Origin of the sequence: Nocardia sp. NPDC050713, assembly GCF_040654315.1 — a bacterium.
Classification (GTDB): Bacteria; Actinomycetota; Actinomycetes; order Mycobacteriales; family Mycobacteriaceae; genus Nocardia.
Genome location: NZ_JBFAHS010000004.1, coordinates 336,471 through 349,511, shown reverse-complemented (window position 1 = coordinate 349,511; position 13,041 = coordinate 336,471). Strand labels below are relative to the sequence as shown.

Sequence of the window (13,041 nt, the reverse complement as noted above, 5' to 3'; positions counted from 1 at the left end):
GGCTCAGTGATGCGACACCGGTCGGGGCATACCGCCGGACGGCGATGTGGGAGCCGGTCCGGGGTGGTTGCGAAGTAGCGGGATCGGCCGTCGCAGATCGACCACGTTCGCCACCTTGAATACGCGTTCCCGCTTCATGATCGGCCCGACTTCCGGCGCGCCGAGCGACACGGTCACGGTGCAGTCACCGGGGCCCAAAGCCAAGAGCATGCCATTGCGAACGATGGCCACGAGTGGCTGAACAAGCACTGCCACATCGAGTTCCAGCGAGAATTCGCCGACCGGGTTCTCACCGACGACGACCTCGAGGCGCGGGCAGCAGGTCCGGGTGACTTCGTGTGCGGACAACTCGACCCGCTCGACTCCGCCCGCGCGGGTTCGCAGCGCGGCGTCGCGCAGCCGTTCGTAGCGGCGCCACCCCGCGACCGCGATCCCGCCGAGGTCGATGTCGAGCAGCTCGTCGACCGTCCTGACCACCTCACCCAGCGCCGTGGACCGCAGGCCCGCCGCGACCACCGGCGTTCGCCGCAGCGCCAGCTCCTCGACACCGCTCGTACGCAGGCGCGTGGCCAGCTCGTCTTCGACGACCTCACGGGCTACGCCGCCGAACAGCGCCAGCCGAGCCGTGATCGTTGCCGGACTCGTCATCGCGGAACCTCCCTTACCTGTAGCCGCGGCTCGCCTACGGTCAGCCGAACTCGTACCGCTGGTGCGTCGGCGGGCCCGGCGACCTCGCGAACGTGGATAGACGGCCTCATATCCCCGACCACCTGCACACGAACCTGCGGCGGAAGCGCATCGCGGGTGTGCTCGGGCGATGAACGGCCAGGACGTCCGCGCCGCCGATGCGTGACGAGCGCCGCCCCACCGAGTGCCAAGAGGAACGCGCCGAGGCCCAGCGCGTCGGCGAGGCGACTGTCCTGCTTCTCTGTGCCGTCCGGCAGAGTGGTCGGCGAACTCGTAGCGCTTGTCGAATCGACCAATGATTCAGTGATGGTCGTGACGCTCGGACCCGCCGTCGTGGGCGGTGTCGTGACGATCTGCGCGGGGAGAATCTCGATCGCCGTTCTCCGTTCCACACGGTCGTACGAGCTCGCGGCGCAGCCGACCCGAATCGTCTGACCGCCGAGTGCGGCCCCCTCGGAGACGGCGACGCGAATACCGAACGAACGGTCGCCGACCTGCGTGTCCACCGATTCGGACCAGCTCGGGGAGACGCGCACCGCTGCACAAGGCCAGCCGGAACCCTGCACGAAGATCTGGGTGCCGCGCTCGGCGGTCGCGGGCGCCGTCAGAGTCGGATCGTAGACAGGATCGGAAGTCGTCGGCGGGATCGTCGACGTGGGCGGAGGTACGACCGAGGTAGAACTCGTCGGCGGGACAGGGGAGGTTTCGACAGGGGAGGTTTCACAGCATCCGGACTGTTCCGTCGGCGATACGGGCGCGTCGGTAGTGGGCGTCGCCGCAGCCGTCGGCGCCAGACCGACCCCGATCGCCCCCGCCGCCGTCACGGCGACGAGGAACGCTCGCGCCCCGCTTGTCATCACCACCTCCGCAACCCGGATCGTCCATGCTCGATCCGTGCTCGAGGTCAAGCCTTCGCCGCTCGCGACACGCCGACGCGAGTAATCGACTACTTGTTTCGAACAGCTGCCAGACCCGTCCAGCAATCGCAGTGCAACCGAGTGCCGGGGGCTGCCGATCCGCTGCAGCTGTGTGAGTCGCTTCCTGTTGTCGAACTGACCGGCCCGCTCTCAGGGCGCGTGGACGCAGTTCTCGCCGCACTCCAGTGACGCCGACGATTCGCGGCAGGCACGAACGTCATTGCCGGGATTCCGCATCGGTGCTGTCCTCATCCGGCACAACGAAGGGCGCGAGTCCCGCTTCGACGGAATCGACCTGAAGGTCCGCGAAGACCACGGTGAGGTTGTGTCCGTTCGTCTCGATCCGCACCTCGTAGAAGGGCAAGCCGAGTCGAGCCGACCATGCTGCGGCTTCCACGGAATCGCGCACCAGCTCGGCACCCGGGTAGAGGCATTGCCATCGGACGCCCCAGACGTAACCATCGAGGTCACGACCGGTTTCATGGTCGAGCAGGCGCTCGTCGAGTGAGCACGCCCAAACATCCGGCGGCACAGCGGAATCGACCGTCGCACGAACGCAGTACTTGAACCGGTACCGCAGATACTCGGGCCGTATGCCGGTCCGAGGGTCGGCGGTGGCGTAGAAGAAGACGTCGTAGTCACGCATGTAGTCGGTAAATCCGTGGAAGACGATGGCCTGATCGAACATGTCATCCAGGGCATCGGTGATCTGCGTAGCGTCCATGATGTCATCATCCGGTGCCCTCGAGCGGCGCTGACGTCGGCCAGCGTCGGAACTCGCCGGGTAGACCCGCCGCGGGCTATCGAGTGCGCGCGTTCACTGTGTCGCCGTGGTGGTTGTGACCGTCGGCGTGGCAGACGATGTGGGCGCCTCGGACGTGGTCGTGGGCGGCTGCGTCGTGGTCGCCGTTGGGCTCGGGGTGGGGCGAATCGGGTCGGGGCACTTGCCTTCTCGCACGCCGATGCTGTTGATCTCGTCGTTCGATCGGGGATCGCCCGCGTAGTCGATCCGGTTCGTGCACTCCACGTAGTCGCCCGTGCCGCAGTTCTCGGTGCTGCAGTTGTCTGTGCCGGGTGCGCCGCAGTAGATGGCGCCGCAGTTGTCGGTGCCGCCGATGTTGCCGCAGTTCTCGGTACTGCAGTTGTCTGTGCCGGGCGCGCCACAGTAGATCGCGCCACAGTTGTCCGTGCCCGGTGCGTTCGGCTGCGGTGAGTTGGCGTTGGGCTGCATCTGCCCCGGGCTGCCGGACCCCGTCTGCGGTCCGTCTTGGCCCTGCACTCCGCCCGGATTGCCCGGCGCCGCAGTCGAACTCGTCGGCGTCTCCGTCTTCGTCGCGCTCACCGCGGACTTGGTCACCGTGCTCGACGCCGACGCACCGGAGTCCGATTCCTTCGACGTACACGACGCCAGCACCAGCACCAGCGCCACCGCGGTCAGCAGCACACCCATCGCCGCCCGCAACCGCCTACCCACCCACGTCATCCGCACTCTTCTCCTCGCTCTGCCACTGCAGCGTACCCGGGCAGGGTACTTCCTCGAATTCGCAAGGAGACCGTAGTTTTCGGGGCAACGTGCAATCGCCACGGCCAGGTATAAGCTCTCGGGCGGCGTTGCGGCCGACGCGGCCGATGTGGGTTCGGCGCGGAAAATCGGTGGCTGGGCAATGGAACGGTTACTCGTTCCGGTGACGTGGCCCGCCGATCACGGGCCGCCCCATTTGGAGTGGTTATCCTTCAGATGGAGCCGGTGCTCGGCAGAGCCCGATCCCGCATCGAAGGATCGCCCGAGGTGCGAGTCGTTGGTGCTTTCGTGTGGGGAGTGCAGTTGATCGACCGCGTCATCTCTCGGAATCGGCTGGCGGCCATGATCGCCGTCCTGCTCCTGGCCTCGAGTCTGGCAACGCTGGGTAGTCCACGCGCGTACGCGGCCGATGTCAGCGAACGCAGCTACACCAACGCGGCGGGCACCCGCAGCTACTACCTGCACGTGCCGCCGGGTGACACGGCAGGCAAACCCCTGATGATCTACCTGCACGGCTGCACCGACCCCGAAGCGCAATTGGCCGACAACGGCTTCTCGCTGACCAGGATCGCCGACGAGCTCGGTTTCGTCCTCGCGTACCCGATCCAGACCAGGGAGGCCAACGAACGCTGGTGCTGGAATTGGTTCGATCCCGCCAACCAGGAGCGCGACACCGGTGAGCCCTCGATCGTCGCCGGCATCACCGAAACCCTGATCCAGGAGTTCGGGATCGACCGCGCCCGCGTCTACGTCGGCGGCTACTCCGCGGGCGGCGGTATGAGCACCGTCATGGCGGCCGCGTATCCGGATCTGTACGCCGCCATCGCCCCGATGGCGGGTGGACCGCACGGCATGAGCCTGCAGCCGCCCGGAGCGGATCTCACCGGCGCCACCATCGTCGCGTCGATGGGCCCGCGGGCCCGCCCGGTCCCGGCCTTCTTCCTGCAAGACCTCGCGGATCAGACCAGCCTCTACCCGATCGGCCGTGCCAACATCCTGCAGTGGCTCGGCGCCGACCGGCTGGCGGGCAACCTCACCCTCGCCGACACGCCGACCGCGGTCACCACCACCGCGGATCCGGTCCCCGCGACCATCGAGCACTACATCGAAAGCGACTGTGAGCTAGCACAATTCGTCACACCCCTCGGACCGGACCATATCGGCGGCGGTCTGCTCATGCAGTCACCGTCGGGACTCACCTTGCAGCGCCGGATGATGAACTTCCTTATGGCACACCGACTCACCGGTCCCCAGAAGGCCTGCTGAGGGCAACGGCCCGATGCGTCCAGCGTTTCGGAAAGTCCAGGGAGTCAGTGCTTCGGAGATGGAGCGGCCTGGGCACCGATTCGATCAGGGTCCGTATCCGAATCGCTTGGATCGCAGCGGAATTCGATCGATGACCGCTATCACGCTGCCGTACTGATCGGTTCGGCCCACGACGAGCTCGTCGAAGCGGAAGTCGAACGCTCGGAAGTCCCGGAGCGGCGGAAAAGTCAACTCGGGGACGCGGGCGTAGGCGGCCAACGTGATATGCGGTCGGTATAGATCACCGAACAACTTGTACCCGGCTGTCCGTTCATAGCGGTTCTCCAGCTCCGAGGCCCCGGATTCTTCCGGATCCCCGCTCGGCGTCCAGAGGCCGTTCGCGACCTCTGCGACTCGACGTTGCAGTGATTCCAGAATCGTCGACTTGTTGTACCCGATTTCCAGGTATCCGTTCGCGGACAATGTGAGGCCGAAGGCGGAAGCGTGCACAGGGCCCTCGATCGACAATCTGTTCAGGTGATCGAGATAGGAGTCGATATTCGTCGTTGCGAACTGGGACATGAATATTGTCAGATGCGGATGGCGGGATGTACCATCGACGTGAAAAAGTTGCCCAGCTGCGTTCAGTGATTGGGCAAGATCGAGGATCTTGTCCGCTGTATGCGCATCGGGCATAGCGCATACATTGATCGCCTGAGTTGTGTCACGCATTGTGGGTAAAAACTTTACCATCGCCGCGCGGTCGGTGTCCAGCGGAGGTGTGTATTGGAGATCCTGGGGGTTATCCTCGGATTCATTGGTCTTCAGCCCGTACTCGCCCTTCTCTACGAGCGGGTGATTCGCGGTTTCGGTGTGCGAAGGCTCATCGATTTCGACTCCAGTCAAAAGTGCCGCGTCGATATCGTCTGCACGACCGGCGCGAGCGCGCCGTCGAGGTGGGGTACTTCGGCCGCGCACAGAACGCTGGCCCCCGAAGGGGAGGTTCGCGGCTTGGCCGCTGTGGGCACGGCCTTGGGAAAATGGTATCCGCGCAAGGACTTTCGAGTAGAAATGTCCGCGCGGCTGGCCAGTCAATGTGATCACGATCTGGTCGTGCTCGGCGGGCCGGATGCCAACGAGTGTGCACGCAATGTCTTGACTTGGCCGAGCCTCGCGTCGCTGGTTTCGATCGATGCTTCGAACAGCACGGTACGAATCGGTGGTTTCTCCGAAGTGAATTATCGACACGAGTTCGTCGACGGGCGCCCGACTCGTGATCTCTGTGTCGTCATATGCTCGCGCAATGCCTGGTCGGCGAATTCGAAGAAACGGCTCTTTTGTTTCGCTGGCCTCACCACGTACGGTACGGGAGCTGCGCCGCAGTTGTTCTTGGACAGGATCGGTGAGAAGGGTTTCGACCGTCGACAGAAGAAGGCGATCCGCAAGAGCGTCGTGACGCTGATGGTGTTCTCCGCGCATTTCAACAACGGCTACCTGCAGGGTGGTCGGTTGATCCATTTCGAGTCGCACTGATCCGGTGGCAATGTATTACTCGGCTCGCCGACCGGACCACAACGCGACCGGCCACTGAACACTCCGACGAATACGGGCGTCGTTGTTGTGGCCGGCTCGGTACGTCAGACGATCGACTGCGCAGAGCGCAGCGCGTTCGCGGTGATCGTCAGACTGGGGTTCACTCCCGCCGACATGGGCAGAGAGCTGCTGTCGGTCACCCAAAGGTTCGCCAGACCGCGGAATTTGCAGTGCTCATCGAGCGGCGATGTCTTCGGGTCGATTCCCATACGCAGCGTGCCGACGGCATGCGAGAACGTACGCACCCGGTGTGTATAGGAGAAAGTCGCGCCCGTCTTCTCGAGCACTGCGCGGGCCCGCCTGGTAAGCGTGCCGAGGGCGAGCTCGTCGCGCGGCGAGTAGCTCGTATCGATGACGAGCTGAGGCAACCCGTAGATGTCCCGCGTGGCCCAGTCGACGCGGACGCCGTTCTCCCGGCGCGGTTGATCCTCGGCGATACACAGCAGACCGGTCAACTGTTCGGTCATAGCGCCGAGCACGCGCTTCGTCCCCACCGGAAGATACGCCCGAACGAGTGGTCGCGGCGGGGTCATGATCTGTTGGACGCTGCCGAGTTTGGCCAACGGCCGTGCGGCGTTCGGATCGCCGAAGTACCAGTCGTGCAATGCGAGTTGCTTGTGGAAGCGGCGCTCCGGGTCGGGACGTCGTGGAAACACTCCATAGACCATGGCGTTCGCGTGGCGCATCAGATAGCGGCCGACGGCGGCACGCGCCGGTGACAACTTGTCGAGTTCCGATGCCAGCACGAGATGAGGCGAGCCCAGAGCGCCTGCGGCGAGTACGAATCGGTCGGCCTCGACGGCGACTCGTTCGGGCTTGTCGCGGTGCACCACCAGGGCGTGTCGCACCCGGTCACGGTCCGCGACCAAGCGGACAGCGACACTTCTGGTCCACAACGTCAGCCCACGCTGCAGCAGCGGCGCGATGATCCTCGTCGCGACGTCGTTCTTCGCAGAGATCGCGCACGCGTAGGTGTCGCAGGTCCGGCAGGCTATGCAGCCGGCCTGTGTTGTCGTCGCTGTGTAGTTGATCGCGAGCGGCAGACGGAACGGTGAAAGGCCCATCGAGCCGGACGCGTCCGCCAATTGCCTCGAAATGGGCGCCAGTCGACCGGGGGAATGGGGGAACGGTCGTGACCGTCGCGGCGCGGTCAGGTCTCCGCGGTCGTCGCCGCTGACGCCGAACAGTTCCTCGGCCTCCCCGTAGAACGGCTCGATGCAGTCGTAGTCGAATGGCCATGCGGCAGCGGAGGTCGACACGATCTCGGGATCGCCGGTGAAGTCCTTCTCACGAAACCGTATCGCGACGCAGCCGTAGTACACCGACGGCCCTCCAACGCATGCGTAGCTGCCGATTCTCGTACCGTGCCCGCCACGTTCGCAGCGATACGGGATGTCCATCGCGTAGCTCGGTGTCATCTCGAGCGTTGCCTCGTGTCGCCAGGAGGCCGGGCCTCGGTCGACCCAGTCGCCTCGCTCGATCATCAGTACCCGTGCACCAGCGTTGATCAGCCGATACGCGACCATTGCTCCGCCGAATCCGCTACCGACGACGACCACATCGAACTTCGCGCGTGCAGAGGATTCGACCATGTTCAGCTGTCCGTCTCGATGAAAAGAATGGTGCGAGAAGCGTTTTGCGGGCCTGGCTACCGTTGGTGGGGCCAGATGGCCGGATCGCAGCGGCAGGCGTAGAAGGGCCACCCGAGGGTCTTGACCGAGCCCGAGTAGGCGAAAGCCCAGAAGCGGCATCCGCTGTTGTTGCCGCAGATTCGCAGCATGTCCCGTTCGAAGCGGTCGTTGCATGTGAAGAAGTCGGCGGAATGGTAGTGATAGCACGCGTCGTGCTGGTTGCAGGCAGAACGAAAGCTCGGTCCACCGAAAGGCCTGTCCCCCAAGGGGGAACTGCATCCATTCGGCTGCCAGGCGACCGGTGCCGCGGGGGTCGGGTGCGGCTGAGCAGCTGCCTCCGGGCTCGCGGCCAGCACCATCCCCACGGCGAGAACCAATCCGGCCAGCAGCGCGGTGATTCGACCGAGAAGGTACTTTCCGTCTACACCGCTACTTACGGTGCAGCTACCCCGCCGTCGTAACGCGTCGATCGTTGTTCGCACTGCTCTGCTCCCCTTCGGGTCTTGGCCGCCGCTGATCGGTTGGCGACAATGGATGCGCTTGGCAACTGCCAATTTTGAGTAGTGCGGACGGCGAACAGGAGGGGTTGCGCTATGCCAGTCGAACCGCAACGCGCAACATCGTCACGGCGCGAAACAGGTGGCAGCACGCCCCGAAAGCCGCTATCGGGAGATGCCGGTCCTGCGACGCCGACGCCACGCCAGGCATTCGGTCTCGAACTCAAACGGTGGCGTGAGCGGCGGGGGATTTCCCAGGAGAAGCTCGGCGAACTCATCCATCGCGACAAGTCGGTTGTCAGCCGCATCGAGGCGGGCAAGCGACCGGTTTCCCCGGAGTTCGCCGCGGCGTGCGAGAAAGTGCTCCGCACCGGCGGCGCCTTGCTCGAAGCGATTCCGCAGCCACCGGTCAGCGCCGCACGGACGGTGTCACTCGCGGAACTCGGCTTACCACCGGCCCCTCTGCTCGTCGGTCGCGACACCGAGGTATCCGCGATGATCGCGGCGCTGTCGCCGAGAGAACGTCGGGAAAGGACGGCGCGAGTCGGCGTCGTCCGAGGTATGGCGGGCGTCGGCAAAACTGCTGTTGCTCTTCGCGCGGCCCACGAACTGTCTTCGACGTTCCCAGACGGTTGCGTCTACCGGGATCTCGGCGGCGATACGGTCGGCCTGAGACCGACGCGCGGCGAAGACCTCTTGGAGTGGCTCCTTCGCCACCTGCAGGTCGACTGCAAGACGATGCCCGCGACCATGGCCGAACGCGCGGCGCTCTACCAGGGGCGGATGCGAGGGAAACGAATTCTGTTGGTGCTGGACAATGTCAGAAGCACCGATCAGGTCGAACAAGCCATCCCGTCCGCACCCGAGTGCGCGGTGATCATCACCACTCGCCACCGGCTCGCGGCTCTGGATGCGGCTCTGCACATCGACCTCCCTCCGCTGCAACGCCACGACGCACAGAATCTGTTGCGGGAATTGGTGCCGCCGGAGAATCCGGCGGGTGAGCCGCGCGATGATCGTGATGTCGAGCAGGTCGTCGAGCGATGCGGCGATCTGCCGCTCGCGATTCACGTTGCGGCAGGGATGTATCGGCGTAAGCCGCATCTCGGTCTGAGCGGCGTGCGTGAACACCTCACAGCGCGACCCGGTGGTCTTCGCGCGCTGACGGACGGGGAGCGGAGCGTGGATGTGGTTCTGCGCGCCGCGCTCGGAGAGCTGGGCGAGCCGGAACGCCGCACGTTCCGGCTCCTGTCGTTGCATCCCGGGCAAAGGTTCACACCGGCGGCGGTGGCGGCCCTCGGCGATACCTCGGTAGTCGAGGCCGAGCGCCAACTCGACAAGCTGTGGGACGTGCACCTTCTGACACCTGGCGGCGGGGAGCGCTACGGTATGCACGATTTGCTTCGTGATTTGGGCACCCACGAGTTGGCGGCCGCGGTGTCGTCGGACGAGCGTGATGCTGCGTCGAGGCGACTCACCGAGCTCTATATCGGTCTCGCCGATGCCGCGGACAGCGTCGTCGCGCCGCACCGCAATCGGATGCCGTTGCCCGACCACTTGCACCGCTTCGAGCGGGTGAGCCCGATGGCCGACGCGACGTCGGCGCTCGAATGGTTCGAAGAAGAGGAGACCGCGTTGGTCTCGTTGGTCCGCTCGGCATTCGAACGCTGCGACGACGAGTACTGTTGGCACTTGGCGCATATCCTGCGCGGATACTTCTTCCTCACTTGCCGCTTCGAACCGTGGATCTCGACCCACGAGTACGCACTCGAATGCGCGCGCCGCTCCGGAAACATCTGGTGGGAGGCAACCACCCGGAACAACCTCGGACTGGCCTACGCGATGCGCGGGGACCTGGAACCGGCGTCCCACCAGTACGAGCTGGCGCTCGAGCTCTTCACCGAACTCGACGACGAGGTGAGCGCCAGCCACACCCTGGGGCATCAGGCGTGGATCCACCACCTGGAAGGGGACTACGTCGCCTCGGTCGACAAGGGCAGGACTGCGCTGGCGGTATACCGCCGGACGTCACTGCGCCGAAACGCGGCGATCATGCTGCGTGAGATCGCCGGATCTCTGGCGTCCCTGCGCCGCATGCCGGAGGCGTCCAGCCATCTCGAATCGGCGATCGCCGAATTTCGTTCTCTCGGGCTGGATCTCGATCTGGCAATGGCCCTCAATACCCTCGCGGAGGTGCATCTTCGGTCCGACGATGTCGACGCGGCGGAAGCTCGGTTCCATGAGGCCGCAGGCGTCGCCCGGATGTGTGGCAGCTGCGCCGAGGAGGCCCGTGCCTTCCGCGGACTCGGCGATACGGCGATCGTTCAGGGACGGCGGGGCGAGGCTTACGCACACTGGTCGTCTGCGCTGACGCTGCTGGACGACCTCGACCTTCCCGGTGCCGTGGAAGTCCGAGCTCACCTGGATGAGATGTCCGTGCACTACCCGGAAACGAGTTGACTCCAGGGGGTGCGTGAAAGTGCAGGCCTTGTGTTGTGTCCGACGAATTGGACAGGGGCGCGGCGCGACTTGGCCCTGGGCACCGCTCAACCGTAGAGGGCGTCCCTGGCGCGGGCATAAGTGTCGCGGATGGCCTGCCCCGTGGCCGCGCCCGCCGCGGAGACGTGGATTTCCACGGCCCTGCGGCTCGGCCACCGCGGAGGAGCGGGCGTGCCCGCGAGGGCCCAGGCGGCTTGGCGGGCCGCGCCGAGGGCGACGTATTCCTCGGGTTCGGGGATCGTGATGGGACGGCCGAGGATCTGCGCGGCGATCGCGCGGACGAGGGAGGAGCGGGCGGCGCCGCCGATGAGGAGGATGCGGCGCGGTGCGATGCCGGTGGCGACGAGGCGGTCGAGGGCGTCGGCCAGGTTGCAGAGCATGCCCTCGTAGGTGGCGCGGGCCAGGTGCCAGGGATGCATGGTGCGTGGACGCAGACCGTGCAGACTGCCCGCCGCGTGCGGCAGGTTCGGGGTGCGTTCGCCCGTGAGGTAGGGGAGCAGGACGAGTCCATCGGCCCCCGGGGGAGCCTGGGCCGCAAGGGCTTCCAGTCCGGCCAGGTCGACACCGAGAAGTCGCGCGGAGGCGGTGAGCACGCGCGCCGCGTTGAGCGTGCAGACCAGCGGGAGGAACGAACCGGTCGCGTCGGCGAACCCCGCGATGGCTCCGGAGGGGTCGGCGCTGGGAGCGCTGCCGCGCGCGTAGACGGTGCCGCTGGTGCCGAGGGACATCACGACGTCGCCCGGTTCGAGTCCCAATCCCAGTGCGGCACCTGCATTGTCGCCGGTGCCCGCCGCGACCAGTGTGCCCGCGGCGGTGCGGCCCGCGGATTCGGCGGGCCCGAGCACCCTCGGCAGCAGCGGTGTGCGCTCACGAAAAGCGAGAGATACCAGATCTTCTCGGTAGCTCTCCGCCGCGGGCGACCAGTAGCCGGTGCCCGAGGCGTCGCCGCGGTCGGTGACGGGTTCGGCGTCGCGGCCACGCAGCCGCCAGGTCAGATAGTCGTGCGGCAGCAGGATTCGCCGGGCCCGGTCGGCCAGATCGGGTTCGTGATCGGCGAACCAGCGCAACTTCGTGACGGTGAACGCGGCGACCGGCACGCTGCCCACGGCATCGGCCCACGCGCTCGGACCGCCGAACTCGCGAACGAGGTCCTCGGCCGCCGCTGCCGAGCGAATATCGTTCCACAGCAGCGCGTCTCGGAGCGGCACGCCGTCGGCGTCCAGCGCCACCATGCCGTGCTGTTGCCCGGCCACCGCGATCGCGTCGACCCGATCGAGCAGCCCGTCGCCCGCGGCGCGCAGCGCGTCCCACCAGGCCTCGGCGGGCACCGCGGTGCCGTCGGGATGCGGTGCGGTACCTCGCTCGAGCACCGCACCGGTCGCCGCGTCGCAGACGACGATCTTGCACGACTGGGTGGAGCTGTCCACCCCGGCCACCCGCGTCATCCGGACCGGTCCGGCCGGATCTGGATCTTGCGACCCACGCCCTCGCGGAAAGCCGTGAGCGCGTCGGCGAATTCGTCGAGCGCGAAGCCGTGGGTGATCATGGTGTCGGCGTCGATCACGCCCTTGGCCATCAACTCCACCGCTCGTCCGAAACTGTGCAGCACCGCCATCGAACCGACGATGGTGATCTCGTCGTTGTAGACGCGGAACGGGGAGAAGGCGGCGGTCGCCGCGCCGGGCGCGACGCCGAACTGCTGATACACCCCGCCGCGCCGGACCCTGGTCAAGCCGTCCTCGATCGCGGGGATCGCGCCGGTGCAGTCGATGACGACCTCCCATCCCTGCGGACGGTCGAAGCTCTCGGCCTCGGTCCCGACCGCGTCCGCGCCGAGTTTCTCGGCCACGGTGAGCCGCGCGGTGTTCAGATCGACGACCGACACCGACGCCGCGCCCGCCACCCGCGCCAACTGGAGCATCAACAGCCCCATCGTGCCCGCGCCGTAGAGCAGATAGTGGGCGCCGAGCGCACGCGGCAGCACGTCGAAGGCGTGCACCGCGCAGGACAGCGGCTCCACCAGCGCGCCGTGGCTCAGCGAGACCGAGTCCGGCAGTCGGTGGCAGTTGGCGGCGGGCACCGCGACGTACTCGGCCATCGCCCCGTCCACCGTGTCGCCGATCGCGCCCCAGCGCTCGCACAGATTGCCGCGGCCGATCGCGCAGTAGTGGCAAGCCCCGCAGAACAGCGAGGGATCCACCGCGACCCGATCGCCCGTCGCGACGCCCACCACCTCGTTGCCGACGGCGACCACCTCGCCCGCGAACTCGTGCCCCGGCACGATCGGATACGGCGTCGGCGGGAACTCGCCGTCCACGATGTGCGCGTCGGTGCCGCAGATACCCACCGCGGCGACACGCACCACCACCGCGCCGGGACCGGGGACCGGATCCGGAACGGTCTGCACGGAACAACGACCTGGCGTCTCGATGACCACCGCGCGCATCCCT

Annotated in this window: 10 protein-coding genes and 1 pseudogene; 4 read left to right on the top strand and 7 right to left on the bottom strand. The window is 66.5% G+C overall.

Going from position 1 to position 13,041, the window contains the following annotated elements:
* Positions 1 to 3 precede the first annotated feature (3 nt).
* From AB0H49_RS10565 to AB0H49_RS10555, 3 genes are all read right to left on the bottom strand, one after another.
* A complete protein-coding gene (locus AB0H49_RS10565) occupies positions 4 to 648 on the bottom strand; it encodes a hypothetical protein (RefSeq protein WP_357249710.1) in 645 nt (214 codons plus the stop codon).
* A gap of 1,173 nt (positions 649 to 1,821) precedes the next feature.
* Positions 1,822 to 2,328 carry a hypothetical protein gene (locus AB0H49_RS10560; protein WP_357249707.1) on the bottom strand — a complete coding sequence of 169 codons (507 nt, stop codon included), beginning with the start codon at positions 2,326 to 2,328 and terminating at the stop codon, positions 1,822 to 1,824.
* A 93-nt stretch (positions 2,329 to 2,421) separates the two neighbouring features.
* Positions 2,422 to 3,087, bottom strand: coding sequence for a hypothetical protein (locus tag AB0H49_RS10555; RefSeq protein ID WP_357249704.1), 666 nt, complete (start codon positions 3,085 to 3,087; stop codon positions 2,422 to 2,424).
* Positions 3,088 to 3,393: 306 nt separating this feature from the next.
* Here AB0H49_RS10555 and AB0H49_RS10550 point away from each other — a divergent pair, with 306 nt between their 5' ends.
* Complete coding sequence (locus AB0H49_RS10550) at positions 3,394 to 4,392, top strand: PHB depolymerase family esterase (RefSeq protein WP_357249701.1); 999 nt, start codon at positions 3,394 to 3,396, stop codon at positions 4,390 to 4,392.
* Between the two features lie 84 nt (positions 4,393 to 4,476).
* Here AB0H49_RS10550 and AB0H49_RS10545 read toward each other — a convergent pair whose 3' ends face one another.
* Entirely contained in the window at positions 4,477 to 5,067 is a 591-nt protein-coding gene (locus tag AB0H49_RS10545; protein WP_357249698.1) for a hypothetical protein, read from the bottom strand.
* Between the two features lie 90 nt (positions 5,068 to 5,157).
* Between AB0H49_RS10545 and AB0H49_RS10540 the strand changes: the two genes are divergently transcribed.
* A complete protein-coding gene (locus AB0H49_RS10540) occupies positions 5,158 to 5,904 on the top strand; it encodes a hypothetical protein (RefSeq protein WP_357249695.1) in 747 nt (248 codons plus the stop codon).
* Positions 5,905 to 6,008: 104 nt separating this feature from the next.
* On the opposite strand, the gene AB0H49_RS10535 is transcribed toward AB0H49_RS10540, so the two are convergent.
* A complete protein-coding gene (locus AB0H49_RS10535) occupies positions 6,009 to 7,874 on the bottom strand; it encodes a GMC family oxidoreductase (protein WP_357249692.1) in 1,866 nt (621 codons plus the stop codon).
* Positions 7,875 to 8,188: 314 nt separating this feature from the next.
* Between AB0H49_RS10535 and AB0H49_RS10530 the strand changes: the two are divergent.
* Together AB0H49_RS10530 and AB0H49_RS10525 are read left to right on the top strand one after the other, a co-directional pair.
* Positions 8,189 to 8,473 (top strand): annotated as a pseudogene (locus AB0H49_RS10530) (helix-turn-helix transcriptional regulator); the annotation flags it as partial.
* Positions 8,474 to 8,587: 114 nt separating this feature from the next.
* Positions 8,588 to 10,552: a tetratricopeptide repeat protein gene (locus AB0H49_RS10525; protein WP_357250072.1), complete on the top strand. Its 1,965-nt coding sequence runs from the start codon at positions 8,588 to 8,590 to the stop codon at positions 10,550 to 10,552.
* Positions 10,553 to 10,638: 86 nt separating this feature from the next.
* Here AB0H49_RS10525 and xylB read toward each other — a convergent pair whose 3' ends face one another.
* Both xylB and AB0H49_RS10515 read right to left on the bottom strand, forming a co-directional pair.
* On the bottom strand, positions 10,639 to 12,036 hold the full coding sequence (xylB, locus tag AB0H49_RS10520) for a xylulokinase (RefSeq protein ID WP_355002823.1): 1,398 nt from the start codon (positions 12,034 to 12,036) through the stop codon (positions 10,639 to 10,641).
* Positions 12,033 to 13,037, bottom strand: a complete 1,005-nt coding sequence (locus AB0H49_RS10515) for a zinc-dependent alcohol dehydrogenase family protein (RefSeq protein WP_357249688.1) — start codon at positions 13,035 to 13,037, stop codon at positions 12,033 to 12,035. The genes xylB and AB0H49_RS10515 overlap by 4 nt, the downstream gene beginning before the upstream one ends.
* Positions 13,038 to 13,041 lie beyond the last annotated feature (4 nt).